Origin of the sequence: Silvanigrella sp. (assembly GCF_044369315.1) — a bacterium.
Taxonomy (GTDB): domain Bacteria; phylum Bdellovibrionota_B; class Oligoflexia; order Silvanigrellales; family Silvanigrellaceae; genus Silvanigrella.
In genome coordinates, this window is record NZ_JBIPMD010000037.1 from 1 (window position 1) to 20461 (window position 20461).

General features: G+C 29.4%; 19 protein-coding genes. 7 read left to right on the forward strand and 12 right to left on the reverse strand.

Annotated features, from left to right (window positions below):
• Positions 1 to 138 precede the first annotated feature (138 nt).
• Positions 139 to 498: a hypothetical protein gene (locus tag ACIQ56_RS05145; protein WP_397600002.1), complete on the forward strand. Its 360-nt coding sequence runs from the start codon at positions 139 to 141 to the stop codon at positions 496 to 498.
• Here ACIQ56_RS05145 and ACIQ56_RS05150 read toward each other — a convergent pair.
• From ACIQ56_RS05150 to serS, 4 genes are all read right to left on the reverse strand, one after another.
• Positions 459 to 1250, reverse strand: a complete 792-nt coding sequence (locus ACIQ56_RS05150) for a substrate-binding periplasmic protein (protein ID WP_397600003.1) — start codon at positions 1248 to 1250, stop codon at positions 459 to 461. The two genes, ACIQ56_RS05145 and ACIQ56_RS05150, sit on opposite strands and share 40 nt — an antisense overlap.
• A 318-nt stretch (positions 1251 to 1568) precedes the next feature.
• A complete protein-coding gene (locus ACIQ56_RS05155; RefSeq protein WP_397600004.1) occupies positions 1569 to 2567 on the reverse strand; it encodes an ABC transporter substrate-binding protein in 999 nt (332 codons plus the stop codon).
• A gap of 106 nt (positions 2568 to 2673) precedes the next feature.
• Entirely contained in the window at positions 2674 to 2928 is a 255-nt protein-coding gene (locus ACIQ56_RS05160) for a hypothetical protein (protein WP_397600005.1), read from the reverse strand.
• 21 nt (positions 2929 to 2949) lie between these two features.
• Positions 2950 to 4218 (reverse strand): serine--tRNA ligase, encoded by a 1269-nt coding sequence (gene serS / locus ACIQ56_RS05165; RefSeq protein WP_397600006.1) that lies wholly within the window; start codon positions 4216 to 4218, stop codon positions 2950 to 2952.
• A 179-nt stretch (positions 4219 to 4397) separates the two neighbouring features.
• On the opposite strand from serS, the gene ACIQ56_RS05170 reads away from it, so the two are divergent.
• Both ACIQ56_RS05170 and ACIQ56_RS05175 read left to right on the forward strand, forming a co-directional pair.
• The gene (locus tag ACIQ56_RS05170) at positions 4398 to 5030 is read left to right on the forward strand and encodes a nucleotide exchange factor GrpE (RefSeq protein ID WP_397600007.1); all 633 of its coding nucleotides are present in this window, start codon (positions 4398 to 4400) and stop codon (positions 5028 to 5030) included.
• A complete protein-coding gene (locus ACIQ56_RS05175; RefSeq protein WP_397600008.1) occupies positions 4954 to 6387 on the forward strand; it encodes a hypothetical protein in 1434 nt (477 codons plus the stop codon). Before ACIQ56_RS05170 ends, ACIQ56_RS05175 begins: the two co-directional genes overlap by 77 nt.
• A gap of 9 nt (positions 6388 to 6396) precedes the next feature.
• Here the strand turns inward: ACIQ56_RS05175 and ACIQ56_RS05180 are convergent, their stop codons facing one another.
• The 3 genes from ACIQ56_RS05180 to galE form a co-directional block, all read right to left on the reverse strand.
• The gene (locus tag ACIQ56_RS05180) at positions 6397 to 8103 is read right to left on the reverse strand and encodes a leucine-rich repeat domain-containing protein (RefSeq protein ID WP_397600009.1); all 1707 of its coding nucleotides are present in this window, start codon (positions 8101 to 8103) and stop codon (positions 6397 to 6399) included.
• Between the two features lie 2 nt (positions 8104 to 8105).
• Positions 8106 to 8327 carry a hypothetical protein gene (locus ACIQ56_RS05185; RefSeq protein WP_397600010.1) on the reverse strand — a complete coding sequence of 74 codons (222 nt, stop codon included), beginning with the start codon at positions 8325 to 8327 and terminating at the stop codon, positions 8106 to 8108.
• A 126-nt stretch (positions 8328 to 8453) separates the two neighbouring features.
• Entirely contained in the window at positions 8454 to 9455 is a 1002-nt protein-coding gene (galE, locus tag ACIQ56_RS05190; RefSeq protein ID WP_397600011.1) for a UDP-glucose 4-epimerase GalE, read from the reverse strand.
• 183 nt (positions 9456 to 9638) lie between these two features.
• On the opposite strand from galE, the gene ACIQ56_RS05195 reads away from it, so the two are divergent.
• The 4 genes from ACIQ56_RS05195 to ACIQ56_RS05210 all read left to right on the forward strand — a co-directional run bounded on the left by ACIQ56_RS05195 (position 9639) and on the right by ACIQ56_RS05210 (position 13240).
• The gene (locus ACIQ56_RS05195) at positions 9639 to 10538 is read left to right on the forward strand and encodes an Hsp33 family molecular chaperone HslO (protein ID WP_397600012.1); all 900 of its coding nucleotides are present in this window, start codon (positions 9639 to 9641) and stop codon (positions 10536 to 10538) included.
• A 1-nt stretch (position 10539) separates the two neighbouring features.
• Positions 10540 to 11313 (forward strand): DNA/RNA nuclease SfsA, encoded by a 774-nt coding sequence (gene sfsA / locus ACIQ56_RS05200; protein WP_397600013.1) that lies wholly within the window; start codon positions 10540 to 10542, stop codon positions 11311 to 11313.
• 10 nt (positions 11314 to 11323) lie between these two features.
• The gene (locus ACIQ56_RS05205; protein WP_397600014.1) at positions 11324 to 12217 is read left to right on the forward strand and encodes a DMT family transporter; all 894 of its coding nucleotides are present in this window, start codon (positions 11324 to 11326) and stop codon (positions 12215 to 12217) included.
• 138 nt (positions 12218 to 12355) lie between these two features.
• On the forward strand, positions 12356 to 13240 hold the full coding sequence (locus ACIQ56_RS05210; RefSeq protein WP_397600015.1) for a hypothetical protein: 885 nt from the start codon (positions 12356 to 12358) through the stop codon (positions 13238 to 13240).
• Between the two features lie 47 nt (positions 13241 to 13287).
• Here the strand turns inward: ACIQ56_RS05210 and ahcY are convergent, their stop codons facing one another.
• From ahcY to guaB, 5 genes are all read right to left on the reverse strand, one after another.
• The gene (gene ahcY / locus ACIQ56_RS05215; protein WP_397600016.1) at positions 13288 to 14592 is read right to left on the reverse strand and encodes an adenosylhomocysteinase; all 1305 of its coding nucleotides are present in this window, start codon (positions 14590 to 14592) and stop codon (positions 13288 to 13290) included.
• A gap of 127 nt (positions 14593 to 14719) precedes the next feature.
• Positions 14720 to 15763 (reverse strand): glycosyltransferase family 9 protein, encoded by a 1044-nt coding sequence (locus ACIQ56_RS05220; RefSeq protein WP_397600017.1) that lies wholly within the window; start codon positions 15761 to 15763, stop codon positions 14720 to 14722.
• Between the two features lie 32 nt (positions 15764 to 15795).
• Positions 15796 to 16656: a glycosyltransferase family 2 protein gene (locus ACIQ56_RS05225; RefSeq protein WP_397600018.1), complete on the reverse strand. Its 861-nt coding sequence runs from the start codon at positions 16654 to 16656 to the stop codon at positions 15796 to 15798.
• A complete protein-coding gene (gene guaA / locus ACIQ56_RS05230) occupies positions 16647 to 18212 on the reverse strand; it encodes a glutamine-hydrolyzing GMP synthase (RefSeq protein WP_397600019.1) in 1566 nt (521 codons plus the stop codon). The genes ACIQ56_RS05225 and guaA overlap by 10 nt, the downstream gene beginning before the upstream one ends.
• 60 nt (positions 18213 to 18272) lie before the next feature.
• A complete protein-coding gene (gene guaB / locus ACIQ56_RS05235; RefSeq protein ID WP_397600020.1) occupies positions 18273 to 19808 on the reverse strand; it encodes an IMP dehydrogenase in 1536 nt (511 codons plus the stop codon).
• Positions 19809 to 20461 lie beyond the last annotated feature (653 nt).

The window sequence follows — 20461 nt, forward strand, 5'->3', positions numbered from 1 at the left end:
TAGAACTTGATTTTTAAACTCAAGAGAATATTGACTTTTAACTGATTTCTTCTTTAACATTGGACAACCCTTCTATATGAACGCCTAAGTTCATAGCATATTGTCCACCAAAAGGAATCACTTTAAATTGCTAGAATAATGGAAGAAAATTTTTTCATAATTACTCATATTAGGGTGTGTTCTCAAATATTAAAGAAAGAGTTGATCTTTGATAAGTTTCCTGCAAAAGTTGGTTTATCAAACATGTTAAGAGTGATGATAACAGATCAAATATGCTCAAGGCTAGGAACAATAATAAAAGATTTTAAAATTTACTTTTTAAGTAAAATAAGGATTTTTTGGAAGCAGTCTTTTGGAAGTTACGAACATGCTCTTCATGGAGAGTTTCCAGCGGAGAGTGCTTCTTTTTCATCTGTTTTTAGCTCAGGTAAACAATCTGTCAATTCTTCCAATAAAATTTATTTATTAAAACTTTCTATTTGTATTTTTTCTTTATAAATATAATTATTATAAATAGTCTTTTGTATGGTTTTTGTATCATCCTGCGCAAGTTTTTTATCTATAAAATTTATTATTTTTTCAGCATTTAGATAGCTTTTTCTAAGAAAAAAATAGTATTTTAAATCATTCTTTAAAAATAATGGTTCAATATATTTTAAATTCTTTCCTTTTAACTGTGATTGGTAAATATTTGCATTTGTTTTGTTTGTAATAATGATATCCCCTCTATCATTAACTAACTTTAAAAAACATGTCTCTAAATTTCCAGAATAATCTATCTTAAATTTATCATTTTCAGAGTAAATAAATTTAGCTAGACCATTACCTATGTAATCGTTAATCATAAATTGTTTAACATCATTTTTTTCTTTTATATTTTTTATAAATTTTTCTTTTGGATTTGTTGATAGATAAACTAAAACAAGTTTATCTTCAAAAACAGGATTAGAAGTATGATATAAATATTTTTCTCTCTCTGGGTTTGAAAGTGTAACAAGGGCATCAAACTCATCTTTTCTTACCAGTTCTTGAGCTCGTTCCCATGGAAAACCTTCTGAATATATGCTAATATCCTTAGAGTCTTTAAATAAAATTTTCATTGTATCAACAAAAATACCTTTTAAATTTTCATTGTTATAAAAAGAAAAAGGATGAAATTTATCATAATAAGCAATCTTTATTTTATCAATTGCTGAAGCATTTAAAGAAAAAAATATTAAAGAAAAAAATACATATTTGATATTATTCATATTATATCATAACCTCAATTTAATTATTTACTAAGTACATCCAAGTTTTATAAATTTATTTTACTAAATAGTTTTACTATTTAGTAAAAATTATAATTCAAAAAATTGACTCTAATAATAGTGAATTAATTTATCGAATACCATTATCTAAACTCTTTTGAATATATCTTATTTGTTATCTATACACTATATCTTTCTTAAAATAAACTTGCATTCGGGTTGAGCAAAATACATAAGGGCCATAATTCAGATTAAGTACACGAGCTAATTTAAGTCAAATTTTATTATTTTTTATTTTTGATATTCTTTAACATTTAATTAATCAAGAAATATAGCTTTATCTTTTATTTCATTTGGAAGTTTTAGTTTAAAGCGGTTTAGTTCATATTTGCTAAAAATAAACTTTCCTTCTTGCAAATAAATTGGAAATAATGAGCCTGGTAGCAAATTTGGATTATTTAAAAGTTTTTCAGCTAAATCAGAAGCCGATTTACCTTGACTTGCTCCAGTCAAAACAAGTCCGCCCATTGCCTTGTTTTTTCCTACTGTAAAGTCCCAAAACGCAAAAAGTGGAATTTTAGTATTTTGGGCGCTCCAATTCATTACTTTCTCAGATTCAACATTTTTATGATTTTCATCTGCTAAAGTAGAATGAAGTCCTGTTATAATAGCATCATATTGACCAGGTGCTTCTAATATTCGTTTTTGCCATTCATCAAAAGTCTTATTTAAATACATATCATATGTAATTCCTGAAAAAGTAATCGAAGGTTTCCCATAAAAAAAGTCTTTATGAACAATTTCAGAAGTTCTATCACTATCAAATAAAATTAAAATCTTTTTGGTATTGGGAATAATATCCTTTATAAAAATAGCAGATCTTCTCATTAAAGGACGCTCTAAAATACCTGTGATATATTTTGGTTGTTTATCAAAATAAACTCTTGGATTATTGTTTATACCTAAATAAACTGTTCTTATTTTATTTTCTTCAAGTCTAGGCCCTACAAATTTTAAAGCCGCATCATCTCCGACTATTGTTAAAATTGGCTTGATTTTTTGAATAAGTTCCCAGGCTTTATTTCCCATTTTTTCATGTTCTGTTTTGGGTATTCTTTTTGTATCCATTTCAAAAAAGGTTAAATTATATTTTTTTCCAAATTTATCTTTTAAAACTTTACAATAATCCGCATCCCACTTGTAAGATTTACTATAGCTTTCAACAATGACAATATCTTTTTTACCAGCATAGGAGTTAATAGGAATTAATAAAATTGCTATAAATAAAATATTTTTAATAAAAAACTTTATAGACATTATTTTCTCCAAAATTTTTAAATATAGAAATATATTTATTTTAATATTTTAAATTTAAAAATTCCAAGATAATAATAAAATGAGCCAAAACTTTGGCTTTATAAGTTTAAATATGAATTCCAAATTCGTTAAAATTTTCTTTGTTTAGGTAATGTTTAGGCTTTAATAGTTCAATAATTAATAAAAGATCATCTTTGTTTCCAGCACACCAGACAAAAGATTGAACCTCTTTATTTGCTTGAGTGCCAGTTACAATATTTTGAATGTTTTTAACTTTAATAAATTCTTTTAAATGTTTTTCAAAATGTTCAGCTGTTCCTTTTGAATCTTTTCCAAAATAATCCCAAATACATGCTATCATTTTAATACTCCATATGTTTTCTTATTCGATATATTCTGCACCACCCATATATTTTTGCAAAGCTTTTGGAATACGAATTCGGCCATCTGTAGTTTGGTGATTTTCAATTAATGGTATTAATACTCTTGGAGTTGCAACAGCAGTATTGTTTAAAGTAAAACAAAATTGATTTTTACCGTTTTCATCTCGAGTTCTTATTTTTAATCTTCTTGCTTGATAATCATAAAAACTAGAACAACTGTGTGTTTCACCATAATTATTTCGACTTGGCATCCAAGTTTCAATATCGTTCTTTTTAACTTGACCTTGTCCAAGATCTCCAGTGCAGACTTGAACAACTCGATAGGGTAATTCTAATAATTTTAATAAATCTTCTGCATTTTTTAATAATTCGGCATGAAGTTTATCACTTTTTTCAATATTAGGTTCGCAAATAACAACCTGTTCAATTTTTTGAAACTGATGAACTCTATAGAGACCTTTTGTATCTTTTCCTGCGGCTCCCGCTTCTCTGCGAAAACATGTAGACCAAGCACACATTTTTACTGGCAATTGTGAAGTCTCTAAAATCTCATTTTGATGGTAGCTTGCAAGTGGGACTTCCGATGTCCCAACTAACCACATATCATCTTTTTCTACATAATAAGCTTGATCCGCTCCGCCAGGTAGATACCCAGTCCCTTCCATAGCACTTGTTCTTACAAGAACGGGAACTGTAAATTGCTTATAACCGCGAGATTTTAAGAGATCTAATGCTAAGGAATGTACTGCTCTCTCAAGTTCAGCTCCTGCGCCTAAAAGAAAATAACTACGGCTTCCCGCAATTGTAGTCCCTCTTTCAAAATCAATGATTCCAAGTTTTTTAGATAATTCAATATGATCTTTAGGACTAAAAGAAAAGTTAGGAACTTCTCCTACTTTTCTAATTTCTACATTATCGAGATTAGATGCTCCAACGGGGGTATCTTCGGATGGAATGCTTGGAATGGTCAACAAAAGTTTATCAAACTCAGACTCCACTTCACGAAGATGTTTTTCTGCTTCTTCAAGTAAGGGGCCCATTTTTCTCATTTGAGAAACGAGATGTTCACGATCTTCTTTGCTTTTTGCCTTTTTTACGGCATCGGATCCTTCGTTTCGTTTATTTCTTAATTCTTCCGTTTCCTTGATACATTTAGAACGTTTTTCGTAAAGTTCTGTAAAAAGGGTTGGATTAAAATCGAATTTTTTATTTTTTGCAGCAATTGCAATAGCTTCTAAATTATCTCGGATAAATTTGGGATCAAGCATGATGTAGTTACGCCTTTCCTGAAAATTAGCTTAAACGCAGGTCATTCTTATAAAGAGGAGAAGACTTTTCAAGTACCAAATGCACATATTCAAAATTTTTATTGTTGACCAGTGCCTTTCGGTGTTTAAACTCTTAGAGATCAAGATTCTGATCGAAATGAAACGAGAGGGTTATAAATATGATTTTGAACAATAAAGTTAAATTTTCTGCGGAAGAGCCAACAAGCGAGTCCTCTTCTGATAAAAAAGATAATTCAGCAAATAATGAAAATAATGTAAACGGCGCTTCTCATGTTCTAAGTGAAGAAGCTGCAAAAATTGCAGCGTTAGAGGCTGAATGTGCAACAACCCAAGCAAAATTGGCTGAAACTCATGATCGTATGTTAAGAATAGCTGCTGACTTTGAAAATACTCGCAAAAGAATGGAAAAAGAAAAACAAGATTCTCGAATTTATTCTATTCAAGAGTTTGCAAAAGATCTTCTTCCTGTCATTGATGCCTTTGATAAGGCAATGTCTGCCATTGAACAATCCCATATAAACTTTGAAACTGAAGAAGGTATAAAAGTTGCAGGAATTGTTGAAGGTGTTCAGCTTGTTTCTAAGGTTTTCCAAGACACCGTTAAAAAACATGGAATTGAAAGACTTCCTGGGAAAGATGCTCCTTTTAATCCTGCTTTTCACAATGCAATAGCGAAAATAGTAGATCCTATTTACACGCAGGAAACTGTAATCGATGAATTTATGGCTGGATATAAAATTGGGGATCGCATCCTTAGGACGGCAATGGTTCGAGTTGGTTCTCCGGACTAACAAAATAATTGTTTATATATCAGTTATTTTTTATGTATTTCCTATTCAAGCCCAGCTCTCCGCTTTTGATAAAGCAGAGAGTTTTTTTTATAATAAAGAGTTTGATAAAGCTTCTTTATTTTATAAAAACGTAATTCAAAATGAATATTCATCGAAAAAAGAAGTCGCTTTTTCAAAATGTAGACTTTCACTTATAAATAATAATTACAATGATATTAAACAGTACCAAAAGTATTTGGAAGAATCATTAAGTGATAATGTTTTGCCTTTATCTATTTCTTCAATATGTTCTTATGCATTATTGCAAATTTATTATTTATTATATGACTATAAAAATGCAGTTATTTTATCAAAAAAAATGGGGAATCCAAATTTACAACCTTTATATTTAGCTAGATTTTATGCTTTATCTGCTGAATCTGGGAGAAATATACAAAATAAAGATTTTGAAAGATCTCAATTAGTTTATTTATTAAATATAATGAAAAAAAATAATATTCAGTCTGTAGATTTAAATAAAAATACGAATAAAATAATATTATTATCTGATATTGAATCTAGATTAAATATTTTAAATTTTGAGAATAATCTAGATTCAAATTTTCAAAATAATTTTATTGAAAATGTTTTTTTATTAAAAATGAAAGAAGGAGAGTTTCAATTATCTCTAGATATATTAGAAAAAAATATCGTCAAAAATCCAGAAAGTATTTTACTAGAGTCTGGTTTTTTAATTGAAAACTCAAAACTAAGATCTCGATTGGTTCATTTAAACCATGATGATCCACAAGAAATGAGAATAGGACTTATTTTATCTAATAGAGAAGATAGACAAAAATACAATCAAAATGTTTTAAGAGCTATTTCTGCGTTTTTTTCATCTACTGCTGTTCAGGGTGTTCATTATAAAATTGAAATTGAAGAAGCTAATTCAGATGAGGGCAGTTTATCAACTGCTGCTTTAAATTTAATATTTGATAAACACATTCATACATTAATTGTTGCTGAAGGATTTAAGGGATTAAAGGATTTAAATTATTTAGTAGATATGTTTTCTATTCCAACTATATTTCCAGAAAAAAATAATGAAATGATATTATCAAGTAAAAAAGATTTAAATTATTTAAAAATAATATCAGAAAATGGAAGATTTAAAAATTCATTTGAGGAATTATTAAACTCCGATTTAAAAACGTTAGGGGTAGAATCAAAAATATTTGATGCATTTATTTTATTGAGAAATTTACAATATTTAGCTAATGGCTCCCAAAACGCTCAAATAAATAAAATTATGAAAGATGGCAATTGGAAAATTGATGGTGTTTCTATTTATGAAGGCTTTGGGAGCGTTAGATAAAAATTTTATTTACATGCAAATAAAATTATCTTTTTCATAAACATCTATCGAAGGACATTTATTTGAAAATGAATCTTTTAAATTAGAGCCTTCAATTAAACTATTATTGGATAAAAATAATTTTTTTAATTTAAGTAGGCGTTTATAAGAAAAAACGGCATGAGGTAAATATTTAATATTGTTATTGCTTAAATTTAAAATTTCTAAAAAAGGAACATTATAAAATAATTCCACATGAATATTGTTTATGTTATTATTACTTAAATTTAATTCGCTTAAATCTAATAAATCCCATAGAAAATATTTACCTATATTTTCTAACTTTGAATTTATAATAGTGAGTTTTTTTAATTTATAAATTCCACCAAATGTTCGATCTGGAATACCAATCCTCATCGCATTATTTTTAATAGTCAATTCAGTTAAATTTTCTAATCCACTAAAAGCATTTTTTTCTATGAACTGAATATTTGAATTATTAAAAGATAATTTTTCAATTTTTTTCATACCCTTAAAGGAGTACTTTGGAATATCATAAATGTTATTATTTTCAAAATTCAATTCTTTTAGATTAAATGCTTTTTTAATATAATTTACGTTATCTTTTAATGAAACCCTAAAACCAATAATAGTCATTTTTTCAATATATTTAGTTTCTTCTAGATTATTTAAAAAACTAAGATCTAAATTTAAATATTTATCATTATTTTTAATTATCATTTCTTTTGTATTTGAATTAAAAATAAATTTATTAGATGGTATAAAATCATTTTGGCAGAACGGTTTATATTTAGTCTCATAATCTGTTAAAGATTCAATTCCACAAAAATATTGGTATTTTTTAACTTTTGAAGATTCTGTATAAGTTAATTCTAAGTTATGTCTTGTGATAACTTCCTTTAAATTAGATAAACCTTGAAAAGCTTTATTATCTATCTCGCGGATATGATTTCCTGTTAGATCGATGTATTCTAGTTTTTTAAATTGATTAAATGCAAATTCAGGTATTTTTGGGAATACGTTACCACTAAAAACAAGATTTTTAACATTTGTATTATTTGGAAATAAACGAATGGATTGGGGACTCTCTAAACGAAAACCCGTAATCTTTAAATTTTCTACATCAGGAAAAACATTTATTTTATAAATTGAGCTAAAATCTAAATAAACAGTCTTTACAACTGAAGCCGGTGGGACTCGGATTTCTATATTTTTGGTTAAATTTATATCTTTGATATTATCAGGAAGTTTATTATTTGCTTCAATTTTATTTAGCATATTTTTAATAGATATAGCCGTGTTATAAGAACTTGGAATATATCTACCATAATCTTTTGCTTTTTCTTTTTCAGATATATAGGTTTCTGCAATTTGTACCCATGATTCAAATGGATAATTTATTTTTAATTGGAAATTTTTTAGATTTTTATTTAATATAATTTTATTTGTATCTAAAGATTTAATTACAAATTGGCAAGTTAAAAGTGAGTTAATATTTTCTGGTAGTCCAGAAATTGTAATATTATTTAAATCTTCTGTTTTAAATTTTATATTATCGCAAAGACGGGAAACATAATTTAAACTACTCCATCTTTTATCGGGTTCAATACTTATCACTTTTGAATCAAAAGCATTTTCTAAATTTTTCCCAAATTCATCTGTAATCTTTATATAAAAAGATTCATAATCTTCTTCTTTATTACTAAACCCTTTCATTATTATGTTTTTTTGGGTGTTAATGCTTGAATTGTGTTTATTTCTGAATTTTTATATAAATATAATAAACCTTCATTTGGTATAAAGATTTTTGCTTGATTTATTGTATTTTTATTTTCTTCTAACATATTGTTATTTATAGTTGATGAATAGCTATCAATATTTTTAAATGCAAATAATAAAAGAGAAAATGATAAAATATATCGCCATAAACGTATTATCATGAAAAAATCCTTTTTTCTGAAAATAATTAAACAAAATGTTCAATTTACTATATAAATTGAACATAAATATGTGATTAATTTCTAACAATATATTAAGTTTTTGACAATTAAAAAAATGAATATAAATTATTTAAATAAAGCAGCTTGAAATTCAGACCATTTTAAAGCATCTCTTATGGCCTCTTCAATACTAAAATTTGCTTTCCATTTTAAATATTTCAATGCTTTATCTGCATTTGCATATGCTCCTGCAACATCTCCAAGTCTAGGTTCTGTTTCTTTTTGAGGTAGTTTTTTTCCATAAACATTTTCAAATGCTTTTAAAAGTTCTTTTACAGTAACACCATTTCCTGTTCCAAGGTTAATCACCAAATATCCTTCTTTTTTATTAGAGAAGATGGAGCCAAAGTTTTCTACAGCTTTTACATGGGCTAAAGCTAAGTCCCAGACATGAATGTAATCTCTTATTCCGCTGCCATCACGAGTGGGCCAGTTCACTCCCGTAATACAAAATTCAGGTATTTTTCCTTGAGCTGTTTCAACCATTTTTGCCACAACATGGCTCGCATTTTTAGCATGGCTTCCTGAACGCATTTTAGGGTCGGCACCAATTGGATTGAAATATCTTAGAGATATTGCTTTTATATTTGAATAAGCATGGCAGTAATCTTCTAATATCATTTCCATCATAAGTTTTGTTTTAGCGTAAGGACTCCCTGGTTTTAACGAAGATTCTTCTGTTACCATAAAGTTGGGAGCAATATCATAAATAGAAGCAGAACTGCTAAAAACAATTTGATGACATCCTAAATCAATTAAATTTCTAAATAATTCATTTGATTTAGACACATTTTCTCTGTAATATTCATAAGGTTTTTCAACACTTTCAGGTACAATAATTAGAGCTGCGCAATGAATTGCATGTTTTATTTCTGGATGCTCTTGAAATATTTTTTTTAAGGCTTCTTTGTCAGCTATATCAGCTTGGTAAAAAGAACGATTTTTAACAAATTCGGCTTTTCCTGTGACAAGTGAATCAAGAACAATAGGGATATGACCTGAATCCTCTAGCGCAGAGCAAATTGTGCTTCCTATATAACCAGCCCCACCCGTGACCAATACTTTCATGATTTCCTCTTTATCTTTATAAAATGATTCAGATTCCTCAATTAAGGAATGCCATAGAATTAAGTTTAATTGAAACGCCTTATTTTTCAATAATTTGTCGAAATCATCTTCATTTTGGTATATGGAGATTAAATTGAAAGAGTTTTTTTATACTCTTATTGTATTCATAAATTGGGGGTTTTCATGTTTCAAGACTATCTTTTTTTTGGGGTAGATACAAAAGTTTATTATAGCTATCGAATGCTCCATTTAAGTCATTTGGTTGAAGAAGCTAAAAATCTTCATATTTTAAATAATAATCGAGCCCTTCTTTTATCTGATACCTTACTTGGAAGTGTATTATTATCATCGATATTAGATTATGAAGAGAGAATTAATTTAAGAATTCATTGTGGAAGTGACTTTACAATAGGCACAGAAACTTCATTTTTAGCAGAAACTCGCGGCTATATTGAATGCAATGAGGAGTCTGAAATTGTAAAACAAATTGATTTAGGAAATAATATCATTCCTGAACTTCAAATTAGATCTATGCGTTCCCAAAGAAAAAAATCAACTTTATCTGAAGGGCATACGGTTTCAAAATTAAATTCAATAGAACAAGCTTTAAATGATCATCTGTCTTCTAGTTACCAAATGAATACTTATCTAAAAATAAGTAGTTGGGTGAATGAGAATGATGGAAAACTGAATGCATTTGGAGTGATTTATCAGGAATTGCCTGACATTCCAGAAAGTGTTTCTGAAAAATTAAAAAATCATATTGCTTCTTTGCCATCAATGAAAGATTTATATTTATTAAATAGTGATGCTGATATTTTATCAAAAAAATTAATCCCTGATGAAACAAAAGCTGTAAAAAGTTTAAACCCGAAATTTGTTTGTAGCTGCTCTCAAGAAAGAGTAGAAAGTGTTCTTGTTACATTACCAATGGAAGATCTTTCTGATATCATAAAAAAATCGGAAGACTTAGAGATGAAATGTCATTATTGTAACCGTAATTATATAGTAGGTATGAATAAAATATCACAAATATATGCCAGTAGAAGTAATGTAAATTCTGAATCTTCTGAAATGAATTAATATGAATTTATTAATATATAATATCATGTTGGACGAATGTAACTTTGTAAAAAGATACAAACGATTTTTTGTAGATGTAAAAACAAAAGAAAATGACATTTTAACTGTTCATTGTGCGAATAGCGGTAGTATGAAAAGCTGTTTAGTCGAAGGCGCGCAAGCTTATATATTGGACTCTAAAAATCCTTCCCGAAAATTGAGATATTCTTTAGAATTATTAAAATTAGAAGATGGCTTGGCTTGTTTAAATACCTCAAGAGCGAATCAATTTATTGAAAAATTATTATTTCATACAATTGGGCAAAAAGAACAAAAAAACTTTATAGAAGCTGATTTTCCATATGAGAAATTCCAATTTTGGAATCAATTTAAAAGAGAAGCTGTTTTTACTAAAGAAACAAGATTTGACTTCTGTTTAAATTCTTCTACCTCAGCAAAAAAATGTTGGATTGAAGTAAAAAGTGTAAGTTTAAAATTAGAAGATAATGTTTGGGCTTTTCCTGACGCTGTTACAGAAAGAGGGCAAAAACATTTAAAAGAATTAATTCATGCAAAAAAATCAGGTGATGAATCTTGGTTGTTTTTTGTACTTATGAGAGGGAATAATATTTCTGAAGAAATATTAAAAAATGGTTTTCGAGCAGCACATGAAATTGATCCTACATATTCTTTATTGTTAGAAGAAGCTAAGAAAGAAGGGGTTAATATTGCCCTTGTTGTTCCAAGTATTTCTACTGAAGGATTTTCGCTCAGAAAGTTTTTCTTAATAAGCTAAAGGATTATGGATGAATTCTTTATATATAAAAAATTCTGTTTATCCTATTTTTTTGTTAATATCATTGGGTTTTACCTGGGGAACAAGCTTTTCCATTGCTAAATTTGCAATGGAAAGTGGAATTACTCCACTTGGCTATGCATTTTGGCAAAGTTTAGGACCTGCTATTTTAGTTTTTATTCTTTCTTATATTCAAAAAAAATCAGTTCCTCCTTATAATTTACAGCATATCTTTTTTTATTTTATATGCGGATTACTTGGAATTGCATTACCTAATTTAACAATGTATTTTTCAGCATCGCATGTTCCTTCGGGAATTTTAGGACTCATTATAAATACTTCTCCAATTTTAACATATATATTATCGATTGTTTTTGTCATTGAAAAATTTTCATGGACAAGATTTATCGGTATTATTTTGGGATTTTTAGGTTTATTTATTTTATTTCTTCCTAAATTATCAAATTATTTAGAATACAAATGGATGTTATTTGCTTTATTGACTCCATTATTATTAGCTTCATGCACTGTTTTTATGGTTAAATTAAGACCAAATAATACATCTTCTTTAGCGCTTTCATGTGGTATGTTGGTTGCTGCCACTTTTATAATTATGCCATTAGTTTACTTAAATAATAGTTTTCATCCAATTGTTTTTCCTTTAAATAAACCAGATTTTTTTATTCTTATTGAAATCATATTATCTAGTATTGGTTATGTTTTATTTTTTGAATTATTAAGAGTAGCTGGTGCTGTTTTTTATAGTTTAGTGGGTTGTATTGTTGCTTTAGCTGGTTTATTTTGGGGTTATATTATATTTGGCGAAAATATTAAACCTTTTGAGTGGTTTTCGATCTTATTTATAATTTCTGCTATATTTCTTGTCTCAAAAAAAAATAGATAATTTTTAAAAATATAATTTTAGTTGATATTTAAATTTTATAAATTATAATTTCTTTATACTTTAAGCACTTTTAAGGGTTTATTAATTAAAGACTAAATATTGTTATCGGTTATAAACATTATTTGCGGATTATAAAATATGAAATACCTTGTTTTTTTGTTAATATTAACTAAGTCTATATTTATTTATGCAAATACTGAAAATGAAAAAGACTTAGCGAATAAATCAAACTCCCCTATACAAAGTGAATCGCCGGGATTCTGGGATGGGGAATGGTATTTTTCTTGGGGATACAATCGTGATTATTGGCGCCCAAGCGATATTCATATTTCCCAAAAGTCATTAGGTAATGATTTTACAATTTATAATGTTCGTGCAGAAGACTTTCCTCAATGGAATAGTGGAGTTTTTAATAAAGAATTAACTGAACCTCAATTTAATGTTCGAATTGGTCACTTTTTTGATAAAGAAAGAACTTGGGGTTTAGAATTAAATTATGATCACACAAAATATTCAACATTTATTGATCAATACGCAAGGGTTTCGGGAACAATTAATGGCAATTACACCGATTCTATTCAACTATTAACTTATGATTATTTTCATTATAATTTACATAATGGTGCTAATCATGTGATGATTAATCTTGTAAAAAGAATTCCAATATTATTTGAAACAAATGAAAACTTTAGTATAGCGGGTATTATTAAAGCTGGGGCAGGTGTTATGTTACCTCATTCAGAAAATAGAGTATTCGGAAATACAAATTATGTGGGTTCTAAAGAATGGGGTAATTTATTTGGAGTGAAGAATGGTTGGTGGCAATTAAATGGTTGGACTGTTGGAGTTGAGGCTGGATTTAGATTTGTTGTTTGGAATCCAATTTATATAGAATTTACTGATAAAGAGGCTTATGCAAGTCTGGTTAATATTCCTGTTTATCAAGGTGTAGCGGATCAGGTTTTATGGATGAATGAGCTTATTTTAAGTTTAGGATATACATTAGATACATTAAAAGATTAAATAAACTCATATTCATTATTTTACAAAATATAATTAACTAATTTAAATTAATATCTATAAGCTTCTGGTTTGTAAGGCCCATCAATATTTATATTTAAATATTCAGATTGTTTATTTGTTAGCTTTGTTAACTTAACTCCAAGTTTTTCAAGGTGAAGACGTGCAACTTCTTCATCAAGTTTTTTAGGTAGCGTATATACATCAATTTTATATTGGCTGTTATTTTGCCATAATTCAATTTGAGCTAACACTTGATTTGTAAAACTTGTACTCATTACAAAAGCAGGGTGACCTGTCGCGCAGCCTAAGTTAACAAGTCTTCCTTCGGCTAATAAAATGATTTCATGCCCATCAGGAAAATGATATTTATCGACTTGAGGTTTAATATTAATATGTTTAATGCCTTTAATTGCTTTTAATCCGGCAACATCAATCTCAACGTCAAAATGTCCAATGTTGCAAACCAAAGCCTGATCTCTCATTTTTGTCATGTGATCAGCTGATATAATATCGCAGCATCCTGTTGTAGTAACAAAGATGTGTGCTTCATGAATAACATCTTCCACTCGAACAACTTGATAGCCTTCCATAGCAGCTTGTAGAGCATTAATAGGGTCAATTTCGGTTATCAATACTCTTGCTCCATGTGATTTCATGGAATGAGCACAGCCTTTTCCAACATCACCGTATCCTGCAATTAAAACAGTTTTACCTGCGATCATGATGTCTGTCGCTCTTTTAATTCCGTCTGGTAAAGATTCTCTGCATCCGTATAAATTATCAAATTTACTTTTTGTTACGCTATCATTCACATTTATTGCAGGAATTTTTAATTCACCTTTTTTTAGCATTTGATGTAAATGGTGAACGCCTGTTGTTGTTTCTTCTGAAACGCCTTTAATTTCTTTTAATAATTGAGGAAATTTTTTGTGAACTAAAGTTGTCAAATCGCCACCATCGTCAAGCAGCATATTTGGGCCTTGTCCATTTGAAAATTTAAGAGTTTGCTCAATGCACCAAACATACTCTTCTTCTGTTTCGCCTTTCCAAGCAAAAACAGGAACACCGGTTGATGCAATAGCAGATGCCGCAGCGTCAACAGTGGAAAAGATATTGCAACTAGACCAACGGACATCAGCGCCTAGAATTGTAAGAGTTTCGATAAGAACTGCGGTTTCTACAGTCATATGTAAACTGCCTGCAATACGAGCTCCTTTAAGTGGTTTTGTTTTTCCGTATCTTTCTCTTAAAGTCATTAAACCTGGCATTTCTTTTTCTGCAAGTTCAATTTGTCTTCTGCCAAGTTCAGATAGGGAAATATCCTTAACTTTATAGTCCATATTTTTCTCCATAAATTTGATATAATTTTACACTACTCATTCTATTTTATGAATTCATTGCTTGATTTAAAAATATTTATCAGCAAAGGAAACGCACAAAAAGATAACATATAAATATTACGAAAATAAATTGAGTTAATCAACCATTAGAAATTTTTTTCCAGGTTGTAATTATGTTTAATAAAATATTAGGTGAAATATTTTCCATGCATAGGCATTTTTTTTGAATTGTGCATTTTATATCACAGTATTCATTTTTGCTTATATTATTTCCTATTAAATATTGAGCATGAATTCCAATGGGAGCCCATCTTTTAGGTGCCATTGCTTCAATTGGTGGATAAAGGCCAAGGGTATTTTTTCCTAGTGCTGATGCAATATGTAGAGGTCCAGTACTATTTGCAATTAAGCCATCACATAAATCTATAAAAGAAATAAATTCGTTTAAATTAAATAATCCTGAAACATCTATAGCAGAAGGACATCTGCTTATAATATTACTTTTTATAAAATTAGATTCTTCTGTGCTACCTGAGAAAAATACTTTGAAAGATTTTTCTGGTAAAGAATTTGCCAAAGTAACAAAATTATCAATTCCCCACTCTCTTGCGCTTCCTTTTGATTTAGGGTGTAAAATTAAATTAAATTTTGAAGGATCTATTAAATAATTAAATTTTTCAGGTAATTTGTTTTTTATTTTTAATCCAAATAATTTAGAAATTTGATTTATATTTAATTCGGTATTTATATTTAGTGGAGTCAATAGTTTTAAATTTAATTGAGATTCATGTAAATTTGATTTTTTTCTACTTAAAGTAATATTTTTATTACAATAGATCCAATGAAATAATCTTCTATTTGTTCCTATTCTGTTTTTTATCCCCGATTTTTTTGCATATTTTGCAATTTCTTTATTAGGAAAAACATGAATAATTGTATCGCAGTTTATTTTATTAAACTCGTTTTCTATGTCTGATTTTTTTTTTATTTCATCCCAATCATAAAACTCATCAATGTTTGTGCAAATGTCTATTATGGGTTTGGTGTATTTTTTCCCTAAAAAAATGATTTTAGAATTAGGATATTTTTCTTTAATTAAAGCTGCCATTGGTAATGTTAATATGACATCACCAATATTATCTGTTCGGCTGATTAAAATTCTTTGATATAAATTTTCTTCCATGAATTTCTTCCTAAACATAAAAGTTTAGTTTGTTATTTTTTTTCGTTTAGGTCTACATACTGATATTTTTTTAGAAAAAAGTAATTTGCATATTTGATAAAATTAGAAAAAGCAGCTCCCATACAAATGATTATTCCAATTCTACCATCTAAAAAACCTTTTTTAAGAATATAAAATTTAAAAAAAGTCCAAATAGGTTGTAAAAGAATTTGGGGAAAAAAAGCTATTTTCTTTTTTCTGGCAATTTCTTTTGCTCCAGCATATCCATATTTATTCATTTTATCAAAATATTGGTACATTGATGTATATGAATAATGTAATAAATCAGTTTGAAAATGCTCGACGACATATCCGGTTTTTGGAATAACGCCTTCATGAAGAATATTATCACTTAAATAAGCTCGTTTTTTATGGAAAAAACGAATCACTTTTCCTGGATACCATCCGGAATGTTTAACCCAGTGTCCAAGAAAAAAGGTTTTTCTTGGAAAATCAATGGCACCAGTTTCATGAAAAGTTCCCTGATGAATTCTTGTAATCCACTCATTTGCAAGTTCTTTTGGAACCTCTTCATCTGCATCGATCCAAAGAATCCAATCATGGGTGGCTCGATTGATACCAATTCTTTTATTTTCAACAAATCCAAACCATTCCGTTTTTATGAGAACAATATCTTTATATGTTTTCACAATTTCTAGCGTTTTATCCGTACTTCCAGAATCAACAACAATAATTTCATCTACAAACGATAAAGAGTTTAGGCATTTTGCAATGTTTTTTTCTTCATTTTTTGTAATAACAACTGCAGTAAGCTTTTCAATTTCAGGAACAAAATTTGAAATATGATAGCTCTGCATTTTTTTATATTCTTGGTAAATTTCTGTTATTCCCATTCAATTGTCGCTGGTGGTTTTGTGCTTATATCATAAACAACTCTGTTAATACCTTTAACTTCATTTATAATTCTAGAAGAAACATGAGCTAAAAATTCGTATGGAAGTTTACTCCAATCCGCTGTCATGCCGTCAGTAGCGCTAACACATCGTATTGCGGCAACACTTTCATAAGTGCGACCATCACCCATGACTCCTACAGAACTTACAGGTAACAATACCACAAATGCTTGCCAGGTTGAATTATATAGATTTTGTTTTTTTAACTCTTCTATAAAAATAGCATCTGCCTCACGAGCGATATTTAATCTTTCTTTAGTTACTTCTCCTAAAACTCGTATACCTAAACCAGGTCCTGGGAAAGGATGTCTTGCAAGCATATCGCTTGGAATGTTCATTTCCGCACCAAGTCTTCTGACTTCGTCTTTAAAAAGTTCTCTAAGTGGTTCAATGAGTTTAAATTTCATTTTTTCAGGAAGGCCACCAACATTATGATGTGTTTTAATTGTTACGCTTGTTCCATGAAGAGAAATAGATTCTATCACGTCAGGATATAAAGTTCCTTGTACTAAAAATTTAGCATTTGGAATTTCTTTGGTTTCAGATTCAAATACATCAATAAAAGTATTTCCAATGATTTTTCTTTTTTTCTCTGGATCGGTAACTCCAGCTAAACGAGATAAGAAAAGTTCAGAGGCATCTACGCCTTTTACATTTAAATTTAAATCTTTTTTAAATCTTGCAAGAACTTCATCGTACTCATTTTTTCTTAATAAACCATTATTAATAAATAAACAAAGTAACTTATCACCAATTGCTTTTTGGGTTAATACTGCTGCAACGCAAGAATCAACGCCACCACTTAGAGCACAAATAACTTGTGTGTCAGGGCCTTCTGCTGTTACCTTTTCTTTTATCAGCTCAACAGCTCTTTCAATTTGTAATGAACTATCCCATTCCTTTTTATCTTTACAAATATCCTGAACAAAGCTTTTTATAAGATCTCTTCCATATTTAGAATGTTCGACTTCGGGATGGAATTGTACGCCAAAAATAGGTAAGTTTTTATGATGAAAAGATGAAATTACATTATTTCTTGTAACAGAATCAACTGTTAACTTAGAAGATAGTTCTTTTATTTCATCACCATGACTCATCCAAACTATATTTTCTTCAATATCTTTAATTTTATATAAAGGGTTTTCAGGTTGAATATTTTTTTCAACTATAATTTTTTCAAAACCATATTCTCTATTTTTAGAAGGAGCTACTGTTCCGCCAAGCATAAAATTAATTAATTGTAAACCGTAACAAATTCCAAGTACTGGAACTTCAAGTGTTTCAATATTCAAATCTATTTTAGGAGAATTATTTTCATAAACACTATGTGGACCACCAGAAAATATAACTCCAGAAAGTAATTTTTGTTTTTTTAATTCAGAAATTCTTTCTTTTGCGGATGTAAAAGGAACGATTTCAGAGTAAACAGATAATTCTCTAATTCTTCTTGCAACTAACTGCGTAAATTGTGATCCAAAATCAATTACTAAAATCATTGTTTTTTCCTTATGAATGGAAACAAAAAAAGCTTGTTTTTAGCAAGCCTTTTAAAGAATTTATCCTCTACTTATGCTGTAGTTTGGAGCTTCTTCCGTAATATTTACGTCATGAACATGGCTTTCTCTTAAACCGGCAGCTGTTATTTTAACGAACTCTGCTTTGGTTTGAAGATCGGAAATATCTATTGCGCCAGTATATCCCATACCAGCTCGAATTCCGCCAACGAGTTGGTGAAGCACTTCGATTAGAGGGCCTTTATATGGAACTTGTCCTTCAATGCCTTCAGGAACTAATTTATTATTGTCGCTTTGTGTTCCTTGAAAATAGCGATCTTTTGATCCTTGTTTCATAGCTCCTAATGAGCCCATACCTCTGTATTTTTTAAATACTTTTCCTTGAAAGCTAATTCTTTCGCCTGGTGATTCTTCTGTCCCGGCTAGCAATCCGCCTAGCATAACGGTGTGCGCTCCAGCAGCAAGTGCTTTAACAATATCACCGCTAAATTTAATTCCACCGTCAGCAATAATTTTTACATTTGTGCCCGCAAGAGCTTCTGCTACACTCATGATAGCACTAATTTGCGGCACTCCAATTCCAGCAACGATTCTTGTTGTACAAATTGATCCCGGGCCAATTCCAACTTTTACACAATCAGCGCCTGCTTCAGCTAAAGCTTTTGCAGCAGCGCCTGTAGCAATATTTCCAGCAACAATGGAAAACCTGTTCCCATATTGTTTTTTAACTGCCGCTACTGTTGAAATAACGCCCTTGCTATGGCCATGAGCCGTGTCTATAACTAGAACGTCTATTCCTGCTTCAACAAGTGCAGGGATTCTTTGCTCAATATCGAATGGAGTCACTCCAACTGCAGCTCCGACTAAAAGTCTTCCAGAGGCATCCTTACTTGCATTGGGATGTTTAATTGCATTCTCAATGTCTCTTCTTGTTATAAGACCGATTAAATGATCATTTTCATCAACAATGGGAAGTTTCTTTATTCTATGTTTTTGAAGTAAATTTTTAACATTTTCAAATAAATTATTATCAAAAGGAGTATCTCTATGTTTTTTAGACATAACGATTAATTTGCTTCTTTCTGTCATAATATCTTTTATTTGTATAGATTCGTTTGCTTCAAATCTAATATCACGTCCCGTAACAAGTCCAACAAGCTTTTCATTATGTACAACAGGTAGGCCAGATATTTTTCTGCTTTCCATGATTGCTTTAGCTTGCTTTATAGTATCATTAGGGGAAATTGTTAAAGGATTTGCTACTACACCGCTTTCAGAGCGTTTAACGAGTCTTACTTCTTCTGCCTGAGCTTCTGGAGAAAGATTTTTATGTATGATTCCAAGACCACCTAGTCTTGCCATACAAGCAGCAAGCTCGTGCTCTGTAACGCTATCCATAGCTGCAGAGATGATTGGGCTATGAAGTTTAATAGATTTAGATAAATAGGAACAAACATCAACTTCATGTGGCAATGTTTCGGAATAGTTAGGAAGTAATAAAACATCATCAAAAGTTAAGGCGTCAGAGACAACCTTGCGTGTAAATAAAGTGTTTTCCTTACTAAATTCATTGACCATCTTGTACTCCATTATTTTTGAAAGTGTAAACGGGTATCAAAACTAGTGCCGATGCTTTATCAAATAAAATTTTGCTAATCTACTAAATAAAATAGGTAATAAAAAATAAGTAAAAATTTATAAAAAGAGGTTTCTTCTTTTCTTCTCTAAACTCGAAAAAACATTATAGTAATAATTACAATATAATAAGGATTATGAAAAACGAAAATTAATAGATAAGTTATTGTATTTGTTTGTTTCAAATATAATTTGAGAGGCTTTAGCTCCAAGGATTTAAGAAAAAACCAAAGAAAATTTAAGTCTTATAATTACAATATGTTATACTAAAAAAATGAAATATGTAATTTTTTTTTAAGAAAGATTTGACAACTCAAACTGGGTTGTGTAGCTAGGTGTTCTCGCTGCTAGCGAACCACCGACTCAAACGAGAAAGTGAAACGCCCAGCAAAGAGGAGTTATTTGACAAGAGAAGAAAGCAAAAACAGAGTGCGGTTCCATGGTTTTAAGTAGATTTTCTCGCGAGAGGAAAAGGAAAGAAATCAGGTTCCGTGAAAAGAACCGTCAAGATAGTAAAAAAAGCGGATAGGTAGAAATACTTATCTGTAAGTAAATTAGAGCTAAGAGTTTGATCCTGGCTCAGAACGAACGCTGGC

Bases quoted from the DNA above. Each gene is read 5' to 3' on its own strand.
- ACIQ56_RS05145 (WP_397600002.1), top strand. From the start codon at position 139: ATGGAAGAAAATTTTTTCATAATTACTCATATTAGGGTGTGTTCTCAA.
- ACIQ56_RS05150 (WP_397600003.1), bottom strand. From the start codon at position 1,250: ATGAATAATATCAAATATGTATTTTTTTCTTTAATATTTTTTTCTTTA.
- ACIQ56_RS05155 (WP_397600004.1), bottom strand. From the start codon at position 2,567: ATGTCTATAAAGTTTTTTATTAAAAATATTTTATTTATAGCAATTTTA.
- ACIQ56_RS05160 (WP_397600005.1), bottom strand. From the start codon at position 2,928: ATGATAGCATGTATTTGGGATTATTTTGGAAAAGATTCAAAAGGAACA.
- serS (WP_397600006.1), bottom strand. From the start codon at position 4,218: ATGCTTGATCCCAAATTTATCCGAGATAATTTAGAAGCTATTGCAATT.
- ACIQ56_RS05170 (WP_397600007.1), top strand. From the start codon at position 4,398: ATGATTTTGAACAATAAAGTTAAATTTTCTGCGGAAGAGCCAACAAGC.
- ACIQ56_RS05175 (WP_397600008.1), top strand. From the start codon at position 4,954: ATGAATTTATGGCTGGATATAAAATTGGGGATCGCATCCTTAGGACGG.
- ACIQ56_RS05180 (WP_397600009.1), bottom strand. From the start codon at position 8,103: ATGAAAGGGTTTAGTAATAAAGAAGAAGATTATGAATCTTTTTATATA.
- ACIQ56_RS05185 (WP_397600010.1), bottom strand. From the start codon at position 8,327: ATGATAATACGTTTATGGCGATATATTTTATCATTTTCTCTTTTATTA.
- galE (WP_397600011.1), bottom strand. From the start codon at position 9,455: ATGAAAGTATTGGTCACGGGTGGGGCTGGTTATATAGGAAGCACAATT.
- ACIQ56_RS05195 (WP_397600012.1), top strand. From the start codon at position 9,639: ATGTTTCAAGACTATCTTTTTTTTGGGGTAGATACAAAAGTTTATTAT.
- sfsA (WP_397600013.1), top strand. From the start codon at position 10,540: ATGAATTTATTAATATATAATATCATGTTGGACGAATGTAACTTTGTA.
- ACIQ56_RS05205 (WP_397600014.1), top strand. From the start codon at position 11,324: ATGAATTCTTTATATATAAAAAATTCTGTTTATCCTATTTTTTTGTTA.
- ACIQ56_RS05210 (WP_397600015.1), top strand. From the start codon at position 12,356: ATGAAATACCTTGTTTTTTTGTTAATATTAACTAAGTCTATATTTATT.
- ahcY (WP_397600016.1), bottom strand. From the start codon at position 14,592: ATGGAGAAAAATATGGACTATAAAGTTAAGGATATTTCCCTATCTGAA.
- ACIQ56_RS05220 (WP_397600017.1), bottom strand. From the start codon at position 15,763: ATGGAAGAAAATTTATATCAAAGAATTTTAATCAGCCGAACAGATAAT.
- ACIQ56_RS05225 (WP_397600018.1), bottom strand. From the start codon at position 16,656: ATGGGAATAACAGAAATTTACCAAGAATATAAAAAAATGCAGAGCTAT.
- guaA (WP_397600019.1), bottom strand. From the start codon at position 18,212: ATGATTTTAGTAATTGATTTTGGATCACAATTTACGCAGTTAGTTGCA.
- guaB (WP_397600020.1), bottom strand. From the start codon at position 19,808: ATGGTCAATGAATTTAGTAAGGAAAACACTTTATTTACACGCAAGGTT.